Origin of the sequence: Isoptericola variabilis, from assembly GCF_050311655.1 — a bacterium.
Lineage (GTDB): Bacteria > Actinomycetota > Actinomycetes > Actinomycetales > Cellulomonadaceae > Isoptericola > Isoptericola variabilis.
The window spans coordinates 38,437-58,281 of the sequence record NZ_JBNOZM010000009.1 but is presented as its reverse complement, the minus strand read 5'-3'; the positions used below and the strand labels follow the sequence as shown (position 1 = coordinate 58,281).

Annotated in this window: 21 protein-coding genes; 11 read left to right on the top strand and 10 right to left on the bottom strand. The window is 74.1% G+C overall.

Features of this window, described 5'->3' with window-relative positions; genetic code table 11:
* Positions 1-95 precede the first annotated feature (95 nt).
* Positions 96-1,289, bottom strand: a complete 1,194-nt coding sequence (locus ACQP60_RS18100; RefSeq protein WP_429735458.1) for an FAD-dependent monooxygenase — start codon at positions 1,287-1,289, stop codon at positions 96-98.
* 103 nt (positions 1,290-1,392) lie between these two features.
* Here ACQP60_RS18100 and ACQP60_RS18095 point away from each other — a divergent pair, with 103 nt between their 5' ends.
* Positions 1,393-1,944, top strand: a complete 552-nt coding sequence (locus tag ACQP60_RS18095) for a TetR/AcrR family transcriptional regulator (protein WP_429735456.1) — start codon at positions 1,393-1,395, stop codon at positions 1,942-1,944.
* A 20-nt stretch (positions 1,945-1,964) separates the two neighbouring features.
* Here ACQP60_RS18095 and ACQP60_RS18090 read toward each other — a convergent pair whose 3' ends face one another.
* Both ACQP60_RS18090 and ACQP60_RS18085 read right to left on the bottom strand, forming a co-directional pair.
* Positions 1,965-2,186 carry a hypothetical protein gene (locus ACQP60_RS18090; RefSeq protein WP_429735454.1) on the bottom strand — a complete coding sequence of 74 codons (222 nt, stop codon included), beginning with the start codon at positions 2,184-2,186 and terminating at the stop codon, positions 1,965-1,967.
* 64 nt (positions 2,187-2,250) lie between these two features.
* The gene (locus ACQP60_RS18085) at positions 2,251-2,496 is read right to left on the bottom strand and encodes a hypothetical protein (protein ID WP_429735452.1); all 246 of its coding nucleotides are present in this window, start codon (positions 2,494-2,496) and stop codon (positions 2,251-2,253) included.
* A gap of 79 nt (positions 2,497-2,575) precedes the next feature.
* On the opposite strand from ACQP60_RS18085, the gene ACQP60_RS18080 reads away from it, so the two are divergent.
* Positions 2,576-3,304 (top strand): cation diffusion facilitator family transporter, encoded by a 729-nt coding sequence (locus ACQP60_RS18080; protein WP_429735450.1) that lies wholly within the window; start codon positions 2,576-2,578, stop codon positions 3,302-3,304.
* Positions 3,305-3,460: 156 nt separating this feature from the next.
* On the top strand, positions 3,461-4,300 hold the full coding sequence (locus ACQP60_RS18075) for an aldo/keto reductase (RefSeq protein WP_429735448.1): 840 nt from the start codon (positions 3,461-3,463) through the stop codon (positions 4,298-4,300).
* A 19-nt stretch (positions 4,301-4,319) separates the two neighbouring features.
* Here ACQP60_RS18075 and ACQP60_RS18070 read toward each other — a convergent pair whose 3' ends face one another.
* Together ACQP60_RS18070 and ACQP60_RS18065 are read right to left on the bottom strand one after the other, a co-directional pair.
* A complete protein-coding gene (locus tag ACQP60_RS18070; protein WP_429735446.1) occupies positions 4,320-5,165 on the bottom strand; it encodes an ABC transporter permease in 846 nt (281 codons plus the stop codon).
* 85 nt (positions 5,166-5,250) lie between these two features.
* On the bottom strand, positions 5,251-6,213 hold the full coding sequence (locus ACQP60_RS18065) for an ATP-binding cassette domain-containing protein (RefSeq protein ID WP_429735444.1): 963 nt from the start codon (positions 6,211-6,213) through the stop codon (positions 5,251-5,253).
* Positions 6,214-6,346: 133 nt separating this feature from the next.
* On the opposite strand from ACQP60_RS18065, the gene ACQP60_RS18060 reads away from it, so the two are divergent.
* The 3 genes from ACQP60_RS18060 to ACQP60_RS18050 are packed head-to-tail and all read left to right on the top strand — an operon-like array spanning position 6,347 to position 8,071.
* Positions 6,347-7,147 (top strand): TetR/AcrR family transcriptional regulator, encoded by an 801-nt coding sequence (locus ACQP60_RS18060; protein WP_429735442.1) that lies wholly within the window; start codon positions 6,347-6,349, stop codon positions 7,145-7,147.
* Between the two features lie 34 nt (positions 7,148-7,181).
* Complete coding sequence (locus tag ACQP60_RS18055) at positions 7,182-7,454, top strand: HPr family phosphocarrier protein (protein WP_429735440.1); 273 nt, start codon at positions 7,182-7,184, stop codon at positions 7,452-7,454.
* A gap of 59 nt (positions 7,455-7,513) precedes the next feature.
* Positions 7,514-8,071, top strand: a complete 558-nt coding sequence (locus tag ACQP60_RS18050; protein WP_429735438.1) for a vitamin K epoxide reductase family protein — start codon at positions 7,514-7,516, stop codon at positions 8,069-8,071.
* 95 nt (positions 8,072-8,166) lie between these two features.
* Here ACQP60_RS18050 and ptsP read toward each other — a convergent pair whose 3' ends face one another.
* Positions 8,167-9,840: a phosphoenolpyruvate--protein phosphotransferase gene (gene ptsP, locus ACQP60_RS18045; protein WP_429735436.1), complete on the bottom strand. Its 1,674-nt coding sequence runs from the start codon at positions 9,838-9,840 to the stop codon at positions 8,167-8,169.
* Entirely contained in the window at positions 9,840-11,177 is a 1,338-nt protein-coding gene (locus ACQP60_RS18040) for a PTS transporter subunit EIIC (protein WP_429735434.1), read from the bottom strand. Before ACQP60_RS18040 ends, ptsP begins: the two co-directional genes overlap by 1 nt.
* A 291-nt stretch (positions 11,178-11,468) precedes the next feature.
* Here ACQP60_RS18040 and ACQP60_RS18035 point away from each other — a divergent pair, with 291 nt between their 5' ends.
* The 4 genes from ACQP60_RS18035 to ACQP60_RS18020 all read left to right on the top strand — a co-directional run bounded on the left by ACQP60_RS18035 (position 11,469) and on the right by ACQP60_RS18020 (position 13,311).
* A complete protein-coding gene (locus ACQP60_RS18035; protein ID WP_429735432.1) occupies positions 11,469-12,290 on the top strand; it encodes a GntR family transcriptional regulator in 822 nt (273 codons plus the stop codon).
* The gene (locus ACQP60_RS18030; RefSeq protein ID WP_429735430.1) at positions 12,287-12,538 is read left to right on the top strand and encodes a PTS sugar transporter subunit IIB; all 252 of its coding nucleotides are present in this window, start codon (positions 12,287-12,289) and stop codon (positions 12,536-12,538) included. The genes ACQP60_RS18035 and ACQP60_RS18030 overlap by 4 nt, the downstream gene beginning before the upstream one ends.
* Before the next feature lie 81 nt (positions 12,539-12,619).
* Positions 12,620-12,850 (top strand): PTS sugar transporter subunit IIB, encoded by a 231-nt coding sequence (locus tag ACQP60_RS18025; protein ID WP_429735428.1) that lies wholly within the window; start codon positions 12,620-12,622, stop codon positions 12,848-12,850.
* A complete protein-coding gene (locus ACQP60_RS18020) occupies positions 12,850-13,311 on the top strand; it encodes a PTS sugar transporter subunit IIA (protein WP_429735426.1) in 462 nt (153 codons plus the stop codon). The genes ACQP60_RS18025 and ACQP60_RS18020 overlap by 1 nt, the downstream gene beginning before the upstream one ends.
* Before the next feature lie 15 nt (positions 13,312-13,326).
* Here ACQP60_RS18020 and ACQP60_RS18015 read toward each other — a convergent pair whose 3' ends face one another.
* Positions 13,327-14,349: a chymotrypsin family serine protease gene (locus tag ACQP60_RS18015; RefSeq protein ID WP_429735424.1), complete on the bottom strand. Its 1,023-nt coding sequence runs from the start codon at positions 14,347-14,349 to the stop codon at positions 13,327-13,329.
* 71 nt (positions 14,350-14,420) lie between these two features.
* Between ACQP60_RS18015 and ACQP60_RS18010 the strand changes: the two genes are divergently transcribed.
* On the top strand, positions 14,421-14,624 hold the full coding sequence (locus ACQP60_RS18010) for a hypothetical protein (protein WP_429735422.1): 204 nt from the start codon (positions 14,421-14,423) through the stop codon (positions 14,622-14,624).
* Here ACQP60_RS18010 and ACQP60_RS18005 read toward each other — a convergent pair whose 3' ends face one another.
* On the bottom strand, positions 14,625-16,916 hold the full coding sequence (locus ACQP60_RS18005; RefSeq protein WP_429735420.1) for a YhgE/Pip family protein: 2,292 nt from the start codon (positions 16,914-16,916) through the stop codon (positions 14,625-14,627).
* Positions 16,913-19,804, bottom strand: a complete 2,892-nt coding sequence (locus ACQP60_RS18000) for an MMPL family transporter (protein WP_429735418.1) — start codon at positions 19,802-19,804, stop codon at positions 16,913-16,915. Before ACQP60_RS18000 ends, ACQP60_RS18005 begins: the two co-directional genes overlap by 4 nt.
* Positions 19,805-19,845: the final 41 nt, after the last annotated feature.

The window sequence follows — 19,845 nt, the reverse complement described above, 5'->3', positions numbered from 1 at the left end:
CGTCGGCCGGGCAGACGGGCCCGCCGCCACACCGTGCCCATGATCGACGACCGCAGCACCCTTGCAGCGGCCCCGCCCCGCTGCGGTGACGTCGCTCAGGCGGCGTCGGGCAGCTCGACGGCGTGGGCCGCCTTGTGGATGGGCGCCGTCATCGCGGCCATCATGCGCTCCTTGCCGGGCAGCCGGTCCATGACCCGCAGCATCGCGAGCGAGGCCCGCACCTGACCGCGGGTGCCCACCACCATCCGCTTGATGTTCGCCGGTCCGAGCGCCTGGTTGGCCGCCACGAACGGGCGCATCCGCCGCTCGTAGTCGGCGAACGCCGCGGCGGGGTCGTCGTGCGCGTCGAGCGCCGCGGCCAGCACGTACGCGCCGACGAGCGCGAGGCTGGTGCCCTGCCCGGACGCCGCCGACGCGCAGTACGCGGCGTCGCCGAGCAGCACGGCGCGCCCCGCCGACCACCGCTCGGCGCGCACCTGGCTGAGGGAGTCGAACAGCAGGTCGGGCGAGGCGGGCACGTCGGCCAGCAGGCCAGGCACCTCCCAGCCCTCGCCGGCGTACGCGTCGGCGAGCAGGCGCTCGCGCTGCGCCCGCCCGAGGTCGCGGTGCCCGAGCGGCGCCGACGACCACAGGAACATCGCCCGCGCGCCCTCCTCCCGCGCCGTCGCGTAGACCAGGGCGGTGCGGCCGGGGCCCACGTACGTGACCTCCTCGCGGTCGAGGCCGAGCCGGTTGGGGACGGTCGCCACGGCCACGTAGTACCCGAGGTCGACGACGTGCCGCTCGTCCGGCCCGAGCACGAGGTTCCGGGTCCGGGAGCGCAGCCCGTCGGCGCCGACGACGACGTCGTAGCGCCCCGCGCGCCCGGAGGTGAACGCCACCTCCACGCCGTCGCCCGTATCGGCCAGGGACGCGATCGAGTCGCCGTGGACGTGCTCGGCGTCGGCGGCGCTCTCGCGCAGCAGCCGGTGCAGGTCGCCGCGCAGCAGCTCGACGTCGTCGTGCACGCGGCCGCCGAAGGTGTCGCCGTCCATGCTGGCCGCCCGGCGTCCGCGGGCGTCGACGACGGTGCCCGCGCGGACCTCGGTGCGCAGCGTGCGCGCCTCCTCGAGCAGGCCCATGCGGTCCAGCACCTGCAGCGCGGCGCCCCGCACGTCGACCTTGTAGCCGCCGGCGCGCGGCGCGGGCGCCTGCTCGACGACGGTCACGGCGTCGCCGCGGGCGGCGAGGCGGTGCGCGAGTGCGAGGCCGGCGACGCCGCCGCCGGAGACGAGGACGGAGCGGTTCATGGGAGTTCTCCTGACCGTGAGGAAGGTGGCGCGCACCACGCTAGACCCGATTGAGACGATCGTGCAAGACATTCGTTTGAGACGGTCGAGCTAGCATGGGTCCATGCGTTCCACGGACAACAGGGCCGCGCTCCTCGCCGCCGCCCGGACCTGCCTCCGCGACAAGGGCTACGCCCGCACGTCGGCGCGCGACGTCGCCACCGCGGCGGGCGTGAGCCTCGCCGCGATCGGGTATCACTTCGGGAGCAAGGAGGCGCTGCTCGACGCGGCCCTCGTCGACGCGCTGCGCGACTGGGGCGACGTCCTGGAGTCGATCGGCGCCGAGGACCTGGGGGCGTCGCCGGGCGAGCGGTTCCGCGCGGTGTGGCAGCGTGTCATGGCGTCGGTCGCCGACGACCGCGCCCTCTGGGCGGTGCAGCTCGAGCTCGTCGCGGCCGCCGCGCGCGACCCGGAGCGGGCCGCCGCCGTCGCCGCCGACAGCGCGCACGCCCGCGCCGCGCTGGCCGGGCTCTTCGGCGTCCCCGACGCGCAGGGGGCGCTCGTGCAGATGCTGCTGCTGGGGGCCGTGTCGCGGGTGCTCCTCGACCCCGACGACACCGTCGCGGCCGACGAGCTGCTGGAGCAGGTGGCCGCACTGGCGACGCTGACCGCCTGAGCGGCCCGCGCGTCAGCGCGTCAGAGCGCCGTGACCGCTCCGACCACCGTCACCTGCACGGGGACGCCGTCCACCTGGGGCGGCACGTCCTTGCGCGCGCTGAGGGAGACGACGTTCACCTGCAGCACCCAGTCCGTCTCGTCGCCGCGCTGGGCGAGCCCCACGCCGCACACCCCCTCGACGCTCTCGAGCGCCTCGCGCAGGGCGGGCTTGGCGGCGCGTGCCTCGTCGATCGTGACCATGAAACACCTCCGACCCCTCCATTGTGCGCCACCCGCCGACAGCCGCGACATGCCGGACGACGGGCTATCGCACGGCCGGCCCCTCGACCTCCACCGGCCCCTGCGGGGAACGGTGCTGGACGCGTAGGTCGAGGGTGCTCCTCGACGTCGGGGTGACCGAGACCTGCGCCTCGCCCTCCCCCGTGTCGATGGCCCGGACATGCAGGTGCCCGTCCTTGAGCTTGATCGCGAACTGGCTCGTCCCTGCGACGAACCGCACCTCACGGTCGTCGTCGATCACCGTGGGGCCCAGGGGCAGTGTCTTCGCCATGGGTCCAGCATCGTCGATCGGGACGGCCACCTCCACCAACCCTGGTCGAAAGTACAGGGCTCCATGTACCGTCGGCCTCGTGACCAGGCTCCCCCTGCTTCCGGCCGCCCGGCGCGAGCTCCTCGAGCGCCGGGTGCGTTGGATCGTCACCGCGACGATCGCGTACAACGTCGTCGAGGCCGTGGTGGCGATCGCGGCGGGGCGTGCGGCGTCGTCGGCCGCGCTGGTCGGCTTCGGTCTGGACTCGGTGGTCGAGGTGCTGTCGGCGGCCGCGGTCGCGTGGCAGTTCGCGGCGCCGGACCCGCACCGCCGCGAGCGCACGGCGCTGCGGCTCGTCGCGGTGTCGTTCTTCGGCCTCGCCCTGTTCGTCGCCGTCGACGCCGTGCGCACGCTGCTCGGCGCGACCGAGCCGGACCGCTCCCCCGTCGGCATCACCCTCGCCGCGGTCAGCCTCGCGATCATGCCGTTCCTGTCGTGGGCCGAGCGGCGCACCGGCCGCGAGCTCGGCTCGGCGTCCGCCGTCGCCGACTCGAAGCAGACGTTGATCTGCACGTACCTGTCGGCCGTGCTGCTCGTCGGGCTCGTCCTCAACACCACGCTCGGCTGGTCATGGGCGGACCCGCTCGCGGCGCTCGTCATCGCCGGGTTCGCGGTGCGCGAGGGTGTCGAGGCCTGGCGCGGCGACGCCTGCTGCACACCGGTCCGTGCGCTCCTCACGACGGACGACGACGAGTGCGACTCGTGCGGCGACGGGTGCACCGACGGCTGCTGCACACCCGACGCCAGCGGGGCGGCCGGTCCGCGCTGACCGACCGGCGGCGCCGACGACGCCGGGCCACCCCGCCGGGGTTGCTCCCAGCCTGCGCCGGCGGACCACACCTGGCGAGCCCTGGGGCGATGGGATCGATCACGCGGTGGGGTCATCTCCCTGCGGCCGTGCAGCACCCGGGACAAGATGGGTGACATGAGCACCGAGATCCCGTCCCTTCCCCTGAACAACGGCACGTCGATCCCGCAGCTCGGCTACGGCGTCTTCAAGGTCCCGCCGGAGCAGACGCGCGAGCTGGTGCTGACCGCCCTGGAGGCGGGCTACCGACACATCGACACCGCGCAGATGTACCGCAACGAGCGCGGCGTCGGCGAGGCCATCGCCGCGGCCGGGCTGCCCCGCGAGGACCTCTTCGTCACCACCAAGCTGAACAACGCGTTCCACGACCACGACGCCGCGCTGGAGGCGTTCGACCGGTCCCTCGAGGAGCTCGGCCTCGACCACGTGGACCTGTTCCTCATCCACTGGCCGCTGCCCGCCGTCGGCCGGTTCGTCGAGGCGTGGGGCGCGCTCGAGGAGCTGTACCGCTCGGGCCGGGCCCGCGCGATCGGCACGTCGAACTTCCAGCCGCACCACCTGCGCCGCGTCCTCGCCGAGGGCACCGTGGTGCCCGCCGTCAACCAGGTGGAGATCCACCCGTGGTTCGGCAACGAGGAGGTGCGCGCCTTCGACGGGGAGCACGGCATCGTCACCGAGGCCTGGTCGCCGCTCGGCCGCGGCCGCGTGCTGGAGGACCCGACCCTGGCGCGCATCGCCGCCGAGCACGGGCGCACCCCCGCCCAGGTGGTGCTGCGCTGGCACGTGCAGCGCGGTGACGTCGTCTTCCCCAAGTCCGCGACGCCGTCGCGCATCCGCGAGAACCTGGAGATCTTCGACTTCGAGCTCTCCGGCGACGACATGGCCGCCATCACCGGCCTCGACCGGGGCGAGCGCATCGGCTCGCACCCGGACGAGATGAACGACACCGGCCGTTGAGCGGCGAGATCGAGGCGGGTCAGACGGCCTTGCGGGTCGCCCGGATGCCGACCACGAGGCCGACGGCGCAGGTGGCGGCCGCGGCGACGACGCCCCACAGGACGGCGCTGTCGGCGAACGTGCCGCCGAAGAGCACGCGCTCGGCGTCGACCATGTAGGTGAGCGGGTTGAACCTCGCCGCCGTCTGCATCCACGACGGGCCGGCCTCGAGCGGCAGCATCATCCCGGACAGGATGAGCAGCGGGAACAGCAGCGACTGCTGCACGCCCCAGAACAGCCACTCGCGGTTCTTCGACGCCAGCGCCAGCGCGTGCGACAGCGCCCCGATCCCGACGCCGAAGACGCCGAGCAGCACCAGGCCCGCGAGCGCCGGCAGCACGTGGAACGTGAACCCGAACGGGATGCACACGGCCGCGATGATGAGCCCCTGAACCAGCAGCGGCGCGAACTCCTTGAGCGCCCGGCCCACCAGGATCGCGGAGCGGTCCAGCGGGGTGGCGAGCACCCGCTCGTAGGAGCCGGTCATGATCTCGTACAGGAGGTTCGATCCGGTCATCGACGTGCCGAACAGCGAGATCATGACGATCACGCCGGGCACGAACCACTGCAGGGTGTCCGCGGTGCTCGCGCCGCCGCCTCCGAAGCCGCCGCCGAACGTGCCCGTGAGCAGCGGCCCGAACAGCCCGAGGAAGATCAGCGGCTGCAGCAACGAGAAGATCAGCGTGAACGGGTCGCGCAGCACCAGCAGGATCTCGCGGGTGAACACCGCCCCGGTGTCCGTGACGAACTTGCCCGGCCCGGTGCGCGTGACGATCCGCGCCGCCTCGTGCGGTGCCGACGTCGTGGTGGTCGTCTGCTCGGTCATGCTGTTCCCTCCTGGCGTGCCCACTGCGGTGCCTCGCTCCGGTGCACCTCGTCCCTCGGCGCCCCTCCGCGGGGGCTCCTCGCGGTCACGCGGCCGCCTCCTCGCGCAGGCTCCGACCGGTGAGGTTGAGGAACACGTCGTCGAGGCTGGCCTGGCGGGCACTGGCCGACGTCGTGGCGATGCCTGCCACCCGGAGCGCCTCGATGACGACCGGCAGCGTCTCGGCGCCCTGCGCCGTGCCGACCCGCACGCACAGCCCGGCGTCGTGGGCGGCGAGCTCGACGTCGCCCAGGCCGTCCGGCAGCGCGGCCCGGACGGCCGCGCCGTCGTCGGTCGCGACGACGACGGTGAGGGTGTCGTCGGCGTACCGGCGCTTGAGGGCGTCGGGCGCGGCGTCCGCGATGATCTCGCCGTGGTCGATGACGACGACGCGCTCGGCCATGCTGTCCGCCTCGTCGAGGTAGTGCGTCGTGAGCACGACCGTCATGCCGTACCGCTCGCGCATCGCCGTGATGTGGCCCCAGAGGTTGGCCCGCGAGTGCGGGTCGAGGCCCGTGGTGGGCTCGTCGAGGAACAGCAGCGGCGGGTGGTTCATGAGCCCGAGCGCGACGTCGAGCCGGCGCCGCTGGCCGCCCGACAGCGACTGCACCGACCGCTTCTCGAGGCCGCCCAGCTCGAGCGCCGCCATGAGGTCGGCGGCGCGCTCCCGGTAGACCTCCGGGGTCAGGCCGTAGAAACGGCCCTGGTTGTGGAGCTCGTCGACCACCTTGTAGCTGAACCCGCCCCCGTTGCCCTGACCGATGAAGCCCAGCCGAGCCCGCACCTGGGCCGGGTGCGCGACGACGTCGTACCCGGCCACGGTCGCCTCCCCCGCCGTCGGCTCCAGGAGCGAGGTGAGCATCCGCAGCGTCGTGGACTTGCCGGCCCCGTTGGGGCCGAGGAAGGCGACGAGCTCGCCCTCCGCGACGTCGACGTCGATCCCCTTGACCGCCTCGACGGTCTCCTTGCGACGGCTGAACGTCTTGGTCAGCCCTCGTGCTCGGATCATGACCATCCCCTCTCTCGTACGCTGTACTGGAACTAGTCTCGACTCTAGCCAGGGGGTCCGACAAGACCTGGGCGCCGGCGCGCTCGAGCACCGCGGCGCCGATCGCCCGGCACAGGTGGGAGGATGACGAGCCATGTCGAGCATTTCGCCCGGGCCGCCGGACGACGGCGTCCCCCGCCCGCCCGAGGTCGTGCGGCGGCTGGCCCTCCTGTGGGACCCGCCGCAACCGTCCGGCCGCGGCCGCCGAGCCCGCCTCACCCTGGAGGACGTCGTGGGCGCGGGCACCGCGATCGCCGACGCCGAGGGGCTCGAGGGGCTGTCGATGCGGAAGGTCGCGGCGCGGCTCGGCGTCGGTGCGATGTCGCTCTACACGTACGTGCCGGGGCGCACGGAGCTGCTGGACCTCATGATCGACCGGGCCTTCGCCGAGCTCGCGCTGCCGCCCGCGACGGCGACGTGGCGCGACGGCCTCGCCGCGTACGCCCGCGCGCACTGGGAGCTGTTCCAGCGCCACCCGTGGATCCTGCAGACCAACATGTGGCGCCTGCCGCTCACCCCGTCGGTCCTCGACGCCCAGGAGTGCGGGCTGCGCACCCTCGTGGACACCGGGCTGCCGGAGCGCCAGGTGGTGGAGATCGTCGGGCTGGTCGACGCCTTCGTGCGCGGGCTGGCGCGTTCCACCGTCGCGGAGTCCGCGGAGAAGGACGCCTCCGGGCAGAGTAACGACGAGTACTGGACGTCGATGAGCAGCTTCTGGGTGGACCATTTCGACCCGAAGCGCTACCCCACCATGCTGCGGATCTGGGACGCGGGCGGCTTCGACGCCGAGGCCACGCCGTTCGAGGCGTCGCTGGAGCGGCTGCTCGACTCCGTGGGCATGGCGATCGACCGGGCACGCGGGACTTCCCAACCCGGCGACTCCTCCTTACGATGAACTGGTCCAGACCACCTCTCGTTCGGAGGACACCGTGGAACGCACCGTCGTCGTCGCCATCACCGAGGGCCTGCACGCCCGCCCGGCCGCGCTCTTCGCGCAGAAGGCCGGCCAGCAGCCGGTGCCGGTGAAGATCGCCAAGACCGCCGGCGGCGACGCCGTGGACGCCGCGAGCATCCTCGGGATCATGACCCTCGGCGCCTCGGCGGGCGACGAGGTGGTGCTGCGCACCGAGACCGACGGCGACGACGCCACGACCGCGCTCGACGCCCTCGTCGAGTTCCTGTCGCAGGAAGCGGTGGCCTGACGGACCGGCCCGCCCGGCCGAGCGGGTTCTTCCACTCGGCCGGCTGGCTGTTCGGCGAGATGCTCGTCGGCGCGCTCGTCGGGCTGGTCGCGGCCTTCGTGCTGTCGGTCGACGCCGTCGAGCTCGCCGCGAACCCGGACGCCGCCCTGGCGTGCGACATCAACGCCGTCGTCTCGTGCGGCACGGTCGGTACGTCGTGGCAGGCCAGCCTGTTCGGCTTCCCCAACGCGTTCCTCGGGCTGATCGCCGAGTCCGTGGTCATCACCGTGGCCGTCGCGGGCCTGGCGGGCGTGCGGTTTCCCCGCTGGTTCATGACGGCCGCCCAGACCGTCTACCTGCTGGGCTTCGTCTTCGCGTACTGGCTGTTCTGGCAGTCGATGTTCGTCATCGGCGCGCTCTGCCCGTGGTGTCTGACGATCACCGTCTCCACGACGCTCGTCTTCGCGTCGATGCTGCACTGGAACATCCTCGAGGACAACCTCTTCTGGCCCGCGCGGGTGCAGGCGTGGGCGATGTCGCTGGTGCGCTCGGGCGCGTTCGGCATCCTCACCGCCGCCTGGTTCCTGCTGCTCGCCGCCGCCGTCCTGCTCAAGTACGGCACGGCGCTCTTCGCCTGAGCTCTCGCCCCGCGGATGTTGTGAGCGCGATTTCGGGGACTATTCGCGATCGAATAGTCCCCGAAATCGCGCTCACAACATTCGGGCCGGGCTTCTCAGAGGCCGAGGGGCTCCAGGACGTCGGCCAGCTCGCGCCGGACGGCGGCACGCGCGGCGTCGGCGTCGGGCTGCTCCAGCGCCACCTGGGCGAGCTCGCGACACCGCACGAACGACACCTCGGCCAGCACCGCCGCGACGTCCGCGAGCGCCCGCGGCGTCATGGACAGCGACCTCACGCCGAGCCCCACGAGCACGGGGGCCAGGACGGCGTCGGCGGCCGCCTCCCCGCACACGCCGACCGGGCGGCCGTGCGCGTGCGCGCCCTCGCAGGTGGCGCGCACCAGCTCGAGGACGGCGGGCTGCCACGACGTGGACAGCGCGGCGAGGTCACCGAGCATCCGGTCGGCGGCCATCGCGTACTGGGTGAGGTCGTTGGTGCCGATGCTGCCGAACGTGGCGTGCTCGAAGACCCACCGCGAGCGCAGCGCGGCCGCGGGCACCTCGATCATCGCGCCGGCCCGGCGCAGCCCGTGCCGCTCGCACGCAGCGACGAACGACCGCGCCTCGTCGGTCGTGGCGACCATCGGCGCCATGACCCACACGTCGGCGGACTCCGCCTCGGCGGCCGCCGCGATGGCCTGCAGCTGCCGGTCCAGCACCTCGGGGTGGGCGACGGCGGTCCGCAGGCCGCGGACGCCGAGCGCCGGGTTGGGCTCGTCCTCGGCCGTGACGAAGGGCAGCGGCTTGTCCGCCCCGGCGTCGAGGGTGCGCACCACGACCTTGCGGCCGGCGAACGCGGACAGCACGCCGCGGTAGGCGGCGACCTGCTCCTCGACCGTCGGCTCGACGTCGCGCCCGAGGAAGCAGAACTCGGTGCGGAAAAGCCCGACGCCCTCCGCGTGCGCCGCGACGGCGGCCTGCGCGGCCTCCGGGTCGGCCACGTTGGCGAGCAGCTCCACCCGGTGCCCGTCGGCGGTGCGGCCGTGGCCGTCGAACTCTCGCTCGACGCGCACGGCGGCCCGCGCGGCCTCGACCTCGGCGTCGGACGGGTCGCGCAGCACGGTGCCCGCACCCCCGTCGACGACGACCGTCTCGCCGTCGGCGAGACCCTCCGCGCCTCGGGCGGCGACGACGGCGGGGATGCCGAGCGCCCGCGCCAGGATCGCCGTGTGCGAGGTGGGGCCGCCGCCGCTGGTGACGATCGCGACGACCGCCTCCGGGTCGAGGGTCGCCGTGTCGGCGGGCGCCAGGTCCTCGGCGACCAGCACGAACGGGTGGCCGGGCGAGGGGACGCCCGGCGGCCGCACCCCGGTGAGCTCGGCGACGATGCGGTCGCGCACGTCGCGCACGTCGCGGGCCCGCTCGCTCAGCGGCGGGCCGAGCGGCTCGAGCTGCGCGGCGAGCGCGTTCGCGGCGTCCCACACGGCCCGTTCGGGCGTGCGCGACTCCTCGCGCACGCGCCGCTCGGCGTCGGACGCGAGCGTGGGGTCGGCCGCCATCGCGGCCGTCACGGCGAGCACGTCCGCCGCCGTCCCCGTGGCCTGCGCCGCCTGCGCGGCGAGGCGGTCCCGGACGGCCGACGTCGCGGCGCCCAGTCGGGACACCGCGTCGTCGGCACCGGAGGCGTCGATCGTCGCCTCGGGGGGCTCCGGGACGGGGGCCGGCATCGTCACGACGACGCCGGCCGCCCGCCCGGGGCTCACCGGGGCACCGGTGAGGGTGGTGCTCATCAGACCGCGTCCTTGCCCTTCGGGGACGCGCCGCCGTCCGGCGAGCCGGCCCGCGCGGCGGCCGCGTCCGCCTTCTGCGCCTCGGCGGCCTGCTCGCCCTCGACGGCGGCCACGGCCTCCGGGTCGTCCTCACGACCGGGGGTCTTGAGGTTCCACTTGGTGATCACCCACCGGAAGAGGAAGTAGTAGAGGACGGCGTAGGCGAGCCCGATCGGGATCAGCAGCCACGGCTTGGTCGCGATGCCGATGTTGAGGAAGTAGTCGATGGCGCCCGCGGAGAACCCGAACCCGCTGTGGATGCCGAGCGCGTTGACCAGTGCGAGGGAGACGCCGGTGAGGACGGCGTGGATCGCGTACAGCGGGTAGGCGACGTAGACGAACGCGTACTCGAGCGGCTCCGTGACGCCCGTGACGATCGCGACGAGGGCGGCCGAGCCGAGCACACCGGCGATGACCTTGCGGTTCTGCGGCTTGGCGGTGTGGATCATGGCGAGGGCGGCGGCGGGCAGGGCGAACATCATGATCGGGAAGAAGCCCGTCATGAAGGTGCCGGCGGTCGGGTCGCCGTTGAGGAAGCGGGCGATGTCGCCGTGGACGACGTCGCCGGACGCCGTCGTGAACGAACCGAACTGGAACCACGGCAGCGAGTTGAGCAGGTGGTGCAGCCCGAACGGCAGGAGGAGCCGGTTGAGCGTGCCGAAGACGAAGCCGCCGAGCACGGTGGACCCCGTGACGAACGTGCCGATCTGCTCGTTGAACAGCCAGTCGAACGCCGGGTAGACGTACGAGAAGACGACCGCGATGACCAGCGAGGCACCGGCGGTGACGATCGGCACGAAGCGCCGGCCGCCGAAGAACGCGAGGTACGCGGGCAGCTTGATCCGGTAGTACTTCTGGTACAGCAGCGCGGCGGTGAGGCCGATGGCGATGCCGCCCAGGACGCCGTAGTTGATGAGCTCCTGCTCCTGGCCCGCGGCGGGCTCCCCGAGGATCTGCGGGGACAGCGCCTCGGTCACGCCGGAGAACACGAGGTAGCCGACGAGGGCCGCCAGCCCGGTGGTGCCGTCCGCCTTGCGGGCGTAGCCCACCGCGACACCGAGCGCGAAGATGATCGGCAGGTGGTCCAGGAGGGCGCTGCCGGCCGCGGCGAAGATCGTGGCGACGGTCTGGACCCACTCGACGTCGATCGCGCCGAGCATGTCGGGCTGGCCGATCCGCAGCAGCAGTGCGGCGGCGGGCAGCGAGGCGATGGGCAGCATCAGCGAACGGCCGACGCGCTGCAGCTGCGCCAGGCCGGGGACTCCCCGCTTCTGCTTGGTCTCTGCGACCGTGGTCATGGTTCTCCTCCGATGGATGGCCCGGGGGCGGGCATGTCCGGCAGGCCGTGCCTGCGTCGTCCGGCGGCAGTGTCGCGACGTCGGGGCGTCATTGCCGGTGATCCACACGCTGCCACGGGCAGGTTGTCTGGACCACTTGCAGGAAGAGTGGTCTAGACCTCATGATGTGTCAACCCCGCACTTCCGGCGGGGGGTCGCGGCACCGGCCGCGGGCGGCGACGCCCGATACTGGTCCCGATGTCGCACAGCACACCGATCGATGCCGATCACAGGGCAGGACAGGACACGCGGATGGTCAGGGACGGCGCTCGCTCCGGCGAGCACAAGTACCTCGCGGTGCGCGCGTTCCTCGCCGACCTCGTCACGACCGAGCTCGCCGTCGGCGACGCCATCCCGTCCGAGCGCAGCCTCACCGAGAAGTTCGGCGTCTCCCGCATGACCGTGCGCCAGGCGATCGACGCGCTGGTCACCGAGGGCGTGCTCGAGCGCGCGCAGGGCCGCGGCACGTTCGTCGCACCGCCCCGCGCCGACTTCGAGATGCGCCTGACGACGTTCGGCGAGGAGGCCCGCCGCCGCGGCCTCACCCCCGGCGCCACGGTGCTGCGCTGCGAGCAGCTGCCCGCGCCCGCCGTCGTCGCCGAGGCGCTGGACCGCGAGGTCGGCGTCCCGGTGCACCACGTGGTGCGGCTGCGCACGGCCGACGGCAACCCGATGAGCGTCGAGGAGTCGTGGATCCCCGTCGACCTCGCCCCCGACCTGCTCGACGACGGCGTGCCCGACAGCCTCTACGCCGCGCTGCGCGAGCGCGGCCTCGACCCCACCTGGGGCGAGGAGGTCATCACGGCCGCCGACGCCACCCCCGACGAGCTCGAGTCCCTGCAGATGCAGGGCTCCCGCGCCGTCATGCGCACGGCCAGGCGCACGTTCGGCGGCGACGCCGCCGTCATGTACTCCCGCGCCACCTACCGCGGGGACCGCTACAGCGTCTTCGTCCCGCTGCGCGAGGCACGACCCACGCTGGTCCCCCGCCGCCGACCCGCCGACGGCGGCACGGGGAAGCCCGAGCAGCACCCCGTCCAGCCCGGACGCATCCCCGAAGGGAGCCCTCGATGAGCACGCCCGACCCCGACGCGCAGCTCGCCGCCTCGATCCTCGCCGGCCTCGGCGGGGTGGAGAACATCGAGGAGATCGACCCGTGCACCACCCGGCTGCGGTCCCTCGTCAAGGACCCGACGCTCGTCGACGCCGCGCTGCTCAAGCGCGCCGGCGCGTTCGGCGTGATGATCAACGGGCGGGTCGTGCAGGTCGTCGTCGGCCCGCGCGTCGACACGATCGCCTCCGACCTCGCCGAGCTCATGTGACCTCGCGCCAGCCCGCGTGAGCCAAGGCCTTCCCGCACCCACCGACCCCGGAATCTCCACCCGGACCCACCAAGGAGCATCATGAGCAAGGCACAGCAGATCCTCGACGCGCTCGGCGGCGACGACAACATCATCGACCTCGAGCCGTGCATCACCCGGCTGCGGGTCGAGGTCGAGGACCCCGCCAAGGTGATCGACGCCGACCTCACGAAGGCGGGCGCCATCGCCGTCGTGCGCTCCGGCGTCGCCATCCAGGTCATCGTCGGCCCCGAGGCCGACACCCTCGCCTCGGACATCGAGGACCTCCGCTGATGACGGCGCTGACCGTCCTCGCGCCCGTCACCGGCACCGTCGTCGACGTGTCCGAGGTGGACGACCCGGTGTTCTCCGCCGGCCTCGTCGGCCCCGGCCTGGCCATCGAGCCCGACGGCGTCCGCGGGGGCGAGGCGGTCGCGCCCATCACGGGCACGATCGTCAAGCTGCACCCGCACGCGTTCGTCGTGCAGCACGACGACGGCCGCGCCGTGCTGGTGCACCTCGGCATCGACACCGTCAAGCTCGGCGGCGAGGGGTTCACGACCCACGCGTCCGAGGGCGACGCCGTGCAGCGCGGAACCGTGCTCGTCACCTGGGACCCGGCGGCGGTGCGCGAGGGCGGCAAGTCCGCCGTCTGCCCCGTCGTCGCGCTCGAGGCCACGCCCGACGCCGTGGACCACCTCGCACAGGTCGGCACCCTCGTCGAGCACGGCGAGGACCTGCTCACCTGGGGCTGAGCCGCCCCCTGGGCGTCACGCGAGCGTGACGCCCAGGGCCTCGAGGACGGCGTCGACCGGGTTGCAGTAGGTCAGCCCCGTGCCGTCGGCGCCGCCCGTCTCGGAGCCCGCGAACAGCAGGCCGAGCGCGACGCCGTCCTCCCGGTAGACGAGCGACCCGGAGTCGCCGCCGCGCGAGAACGCGCCGCCGACGCCCTCCACCTCGATCTGGTTGTCGAAGGACAGGGCGCCGAGCTCGTCGCCGTACCCGACGACGACGTCGTCCATCTCGATCGCCGTGACCCGGCCCTGCGTGTGCGCCGTGGTGCGCCCGATCTTCGCGACCGCCTCGCCGCCCGTGGCGACGGCGGTGGTGGTCACCGCGCCCACCGGGTACGTCGGGTCGGTCTCGATCCCCTCGTCCAGGAGCGCGAGCGCGGCGTCGACGGTGGCCGGCTCGCCCGGCGTCAGCGGCACCACCTGCGCGAGCGTGCCGACCCGGTCCGCGGGGGCGCGGCCGCCGTCGGCCGGGCCCGGCTGGACGACGACGTCGCCCACCCGCGCGGACGGCGACCCGGCGAGCACGTGGAAGTTCGACAGGACGTACCGCGCGCCCTCCTCGCCGGTCCTGGCCACGAACGCGCCGAGCGTGCCCGCGGTGACGTCCACGTGCGCGATCGAGACGCCCGGCCGCAGCGGCCGCACCCGGTCGGTCTCACCCAGGGCGCGCGCCGTCGCGACCGGAGGGCGGACCTGGGCCGCGAGCGTCCGGATGCGCCCGGTGCGGCGGACGTCGACGGCGTCGCCCGCCTCAGCGGCCAGCCGACGCACGAACGACCGCGCGGTCGGGACCCCGAGCCGGTACCGGACGGCGATGCCGTACTCGCCGTCCCCGTGGGGCGCGAGGCCCAGCGAGAGGGTGGGCGCGCGGACCACGTCGGCCGGGGTCGCGTCGTCGCCGACCGCGTACGGGCTGGCCGGTACACCGTGCCGTTCGGCCAGGTCACGGGCGAAGTCGGTGAGCTGCGCCTTGGTCTCGCGCGCCTGGGTGAGGTCCATGCGGCGAGTCTGGTGCAGACCTGTGACACACCCCGATGTCACAAACCGGCGAGTCGGACATCTCTCCCGGCGTGAGACCCGCACCATCCCTGCTCGCGCCCGACTTCGACGACGTCCGACGCGCCCTCGCCTGGGCGCTGGACCACGACCTGCACGCGCTCCTCGAGCACCGCCAGGTCGCCCACCTCGGCAAGGCCGCCCGGCGGCGCGCCGACGCCCTCCTCGTGCTGCGCTGGCAGCGCGCCGCCGCCCGCTGCCCGGGGCTGCTGAGCTGATCAGGCGCGCAGCAGCCGCCGCACGCCGAGCCGCCGGCCGCGCGCGGTGACGAGCGCCGCCAGCGCCAGGCCGCCCAGGCCCCACAGCACGAGCAGGGTCACGCCCATCGGCAGGCCGCCGGCGGCGGGCACCACCACCGCCGTCAGGGCGTCGCGCGCGGCGCCGACCGGGAGCGCGTCGACCAGCCCCTGCAGCGCGGCGGGCACGGTCGCGACGACGCCCGTCGCGATGAGCAGGACGGCGATCAGCAGGCTGATCCCGCGGCCCAGGTTGCCGAGCCAGCCGAGGAAGCCCTGGTGCACCGCGACGAAAGCCACGGACGTCACGGCGCCCACGAGGATCGCCCCGACCCAGCCCCCGGCGTCGAGCTTCTCGACCGCCGCGAGGATCACGCCGACCAGCGCTCCTGTGCCCGCGCCGACGGCGGCCGGCAGCCAGAACGCCGACAGCGCCAGCCGCACGGAGTCGCGCGTCGAGCCCAGAGCCCGCGCCACGACCGGCGGGAACACCGTCATGAGGGCCAGCGCGCCCAGCCACAGCGCCACGACCGCGAACAGCGGCCCCGACGCCCCCGTGCTGATGCCCGACGCCGACGGCGCCGCCACCGGCTCGGCGACCACCGACGCGAGCGTCTGGCGCTCGTCGTCCGTGTACGTCGGGATGCCGTCCTTCGCCTCGCCCAGGCCGTCGGACAGGTCGCCCGCACCCGAGGCGAGCTGCCCGACGCCGCCCGCCAGGTCGCCCGCGCCCGTCGCGATGCCCTCGGTCCCCGTCGCGAGCCGGCCGACGCCGGACGACAGGTCGGTCGCCCCCGACGCCACCCCGGTCGCCCCGGTGGCGAGCTGGCCCACGCCGGTCGAGAGCTGCGACGCCCCCGACGCGAGCCGGTCCGCCCCGCCCGAGAGCTCGCCCGCACCCGACGCGACACCGTCCGCGCCGTCCGCGACCTGCGACGCCCCGCCCTGGAGCTGGCGGAGACCCTTCGCGAGGTCCCGGTTGCCGTCGGCGATGCCCGCGACGCCGCTCGCGACGCCCTCGGCGCCGGTCGCGAGCTGGTCGGTCTGCGTGGCGAGCGCGTCGAGCTGCTCGCGCGCGGAGACGATGCCGTCGATGGTGTCCTGCACCGCCGAGGAGTCGTTCGCCATGCCGCTCAGGGCGTCGTCGAGGGCCTTGCAGGCCTCGGTCGACGGGTTCACGTCGCAGCCGAGCGCGGCACCCGCGGCCGCCGCGAACTCGTTCGTGCGGGCCTGGGCGTCGTCGAGCGACTTCTTGAGGGCTGCCACGTCGGGCACGTTCTCGTTGAGCTCGGCGACGCCGTCGGCGAGCTGCCGGTTCCCCTTCGCGACCTGGGTCGCGCCGGCGGCGAGGTCGTCGCCGCCCTTCGCCAGGTCGTCGGCGCCGGCCGCGCTCTCGCCGATGCCGCCGGCGACGCCGCGGGCGCCGTCGGCCACCTGCGAGGCGCCCGACGAGAGCTTCCCCGCGCCGTCCGCGAGGCCCGAGGCGCCGGAGGCCACCCCGGACGCGCCGGTCGCGGCGCTCGACGCGCCGGTCGCGAGCTGTCCGGCGCCGTCCGCGAGCTGCGACGCGCCGTCGGCGGCGTCGCCCGCCCCGTCGGCGAGCTGACCGGCGCCGTCGGCGAGCTGGTCCGCGCCGTCCGCGGCGTCGCCCGCGCCGTCCGCGAGCTGCGTGGCGCCGTCCTGCGCCTCGCCGATGCCGTCGGACAGCTCGTTGAAGCCGACGAGCACGTTGTCGACGTACGTCTCGGTGAGCGTGCTCGACATGACGGACGTCGCGGTGGCGGCGACCACGCGGGCGAGCGCGTCGTCGGCCACGCGGCCGCCGGGCGGCGTGCTGACGTCGATGGTCGCCTGCCGCGCCTCGGACGGGTCGTCGTTCCCGTACGACGTGGCGGCCGCGGAGAAGTCCTCCGGGATCGTCACGACGGCCGAGTAGGTGCCGTTCGCGAGACCGTCGGCCGCGGACTCCTCGTCGGTGATCGTCCAGTCGAAGTTGGTCGCGTCGTCGGCCGGCCGGGCGGCCTTCGCGCCGTCGGCGGTCTCGCCGCCGCTGACCAGCCCGGCGGCGAGCTGGCGGCCCAGCGGCACGGTCTGCCCCTGGACCTCGACCGGCTCGTCGAGGTTGACGATGGCGGCCGGCACCTGGTCGAGCCGGTCCTGCGGGTTCCACAGCGCGGCGAGCAGCAGCCCGAGCACCATGATCGGCAGCAGCGCGACGGCGGCGATGCGCCACGGGTCGCGGGCCGTCCGGGCGGCGATGGTCGGGGCGGTCATGCCCGCACCTCCTGCACGTGGGTGTCACCCTCGATGTGGTCGTCGGTCTCGTCGGCCCCCGCGGGGTCAGGTTCCACGGGCGCGGGGTCGTGCCCGGCACCGGGCGGGGGCGGCGGCACGTCCGCCCCGGTGAGCACGCTCGGCGCGCCCCAGCCGGCGCCGACGTCGAGCACGGCGACCTCGCGGCCGGTGCCGTCGTCGAGCAGGTCGGTCGCGGCGACGCCGCTGGCGCCCAGGAGCACGGCCGTCCCGCCGCGCCTCGCCCGGGCGAGCGCGGCGGCGAGCGCCTCGCGGGCCGGGCGGTCGGCGACGGCGTCGGTGCGGTCCACGACCACGACCCGGGCGCCGTCGCGCACCGCGGCGTCGACCGTCGCGGCGGGGCGGCCGTGCTCGGCGAGGGCGTCGACGACGGCGACGCGGCCGCGCACCGTCATGGCGCGCTCGGGCAGCACCAGGCCGGTCACCTTGACCGCCCCGGCGTCGGGCGCCATGCGCCCGGCGAGCGCCAGCAGCAGCGCGGTCACGGGGGCCGCGGCGTCGCCGTGCACGCAGAGGGCGCCGCCGTCGGGCACGCGCACGCTGACCGGGCCGACCACCGGGGCCGGCGAGCCGTCCGGCCCGGCGACCTCGAGGTCGCGCGCGGCGACGGCGTCCGTCGCACCGGGCTCCGGCCACGACGCGAGCCGCAGCTCCTTGGTGAGGCCCTCGCCCTCGACGTCGAACGTCGGCAGGATGCGGTCGAGCCAGCGCGGCATGTGCCACGCCCGCTCCCCGAGCAGGGCGAGGACGGCGGGCACGAGCGTCATGCGCACGACGAACGCGTCCACGAGCACGCCGACGGCGAGGCCGAGCGCGATGGGTTTGAGCGTCATGTCGCCCTCGGGCACGAACGCGACGAAGACGGCGAACATGATGACCGCGGCGGCCGTGACGACCTTGGCCGAGCCGAGGAATCCGGTGCGCACCGCGCGGCGGGCGTCGCCGCCGTGCACGTAGTCCTCCCGGATGCGGGAGACGAGGAAGACCTCGTAGTCCATCGCCAGGCCGAACAGCACGCCCATGAGGATGATCGGCATGAAGCTGATGACCGGGCCCAGCTTCGTGACGTTGAGCGCGTCCGCGAGGACGCCGTTCTCGAACACGAGAGTCACCACGCCGAAGGCCGCGCCGACGGACAGCAGATAGCCGAGCGAGGCCTTGACCGGCACCCAGATCGAGCGGAACACCATCGTCAGCAGCACGAGCGACAGGCCCACGACGACGAGCCCGAACGGCAGCAGCGCGGCGCCCAGCTTGTCGGAGACGTCGATGCCGACCGCGGCGAAGCCCGTGACGGACAGGTCGACCCCGTACTTCTCCAGGTAGTGGTCGTGCTGGTCGCGGATCTCGTTGACCAGGTCCTTGGTCTCCTGCGACGTCGGCCCGCCCTCGGGGACCACCTGGATGATGCCGGTGTCGGCGGACGGGTTCGGCGTGGACAGCGGCACGTCGGCGACGCCGGGCAGGGCGGCGATCTCGTCGCCCAGGTCGTCCATGAGCGTCACCGGGTCGTTGCTGGTGACGATCGAGCCGGTGACGATCAGCGGGCCGTTGAAGCCCTCGCCGAACTCCTCGCCCACCAGGTCGTAGGTGACGCGGGCGCTGTTGTCCTCCGGCAGCGTGCCGGCGTCGGGCAGCGCGAGGCGGAGGTTCGTGGCCGGCCAGGCGAGGGCGGCGATGGCGCCCACGATCAGCACGATCGTGAGGACCGGGAAGCGGGTGGCGCCGCGGACCCAGCCGTCGAAGAACCGGTTGCGGTGGACGCCGTCCGCGGGCGCGGCGGCACGCTTGGCCTTCCCCTTCGCCTTGCGGGCGGCGCGCGGGGCGCGCGGTCGCAGCCGCTCCCCCGAGAACGACAGCAGCGCGGGCAGCAGCGTGAGCGAGACGAGGACGGCGATGCCGACGGCCACGGCGGCGGCGATGCCCATCACCGTGAGGAACGGGATGCCGGCGACGCCGAGGCCCACGAGGGCGATCATCACCGTGAGGCCGGCGAAGATGACGGCCGAGCCCGCGGTCGCGGTGGCGCGCGCGATCGACTCGTCCACCTCGAGCCCGGCGGCGAGCTGCTCGCGGTGCCGGGACACGATGAACAGCGCGTAGTCGATGCCCACCGCGAGGCCGAGCATGAGGCCCAGCATCGGCGTCGTGGAGTTGATCGGGCCGAGCACGGTGGCCGTGAGCAGCAGGAGCATCGACACGCCCACGCCCATGAGCGCGTTGACCAGCGGCAGGCCGGCGGCGACGAACGAGCCGAGCGTGATGATGAGGACCACGAGGGCGACGACGACGCCGATCGCCTCGATGATGCTCAGGGCCGGGAACTCGACGCTGAACAGCTCGCCGCCCAGGCTGGCCTGGGACCCGGCCGGGAGCGCGGCGGCGAGGTCGTCGCTCGCGGTGCGCAGCGACTCCTTGGTGTCCTCGGTGATGACGGACTGGTCGCCGTCGAGCTGGATCGTCAGCAGCGTGGCCGTGTCGTCGTCGTTGACCGACGCGGCCATCTGGTCGTCGTAGGGCGACGTGACGGCGGCGACCTGGTCGAGCTCGCCGAGGTCGTCGACCGTGTCCTCGATCGGGCCGCGCACCGCGGCGTCGTCGATGGTGGAGCCGTCCGGCGCGACGACGATGATCTGCGCCGACGACCCGCTGACCTGCGGGAACGTGGCGGACAGGCTGTCGAGCGCGTCCTGCGACTCGGTGCCCGGGATGGTCACGGAGTTGTCGAAGCCCTGGTAGAGCAGGCCGGCCGCACCGCCGACCACCGCGAGCACGAGCACCCAGCCGATGACGACGAGCCGCCGGGCCCGGGCGGCCCAACGGCCGAGGGAGTACAGGACGGAGGACACAGGCTCTCCCGGGACGACGGAGCAGGGGTTCGATACGGCAC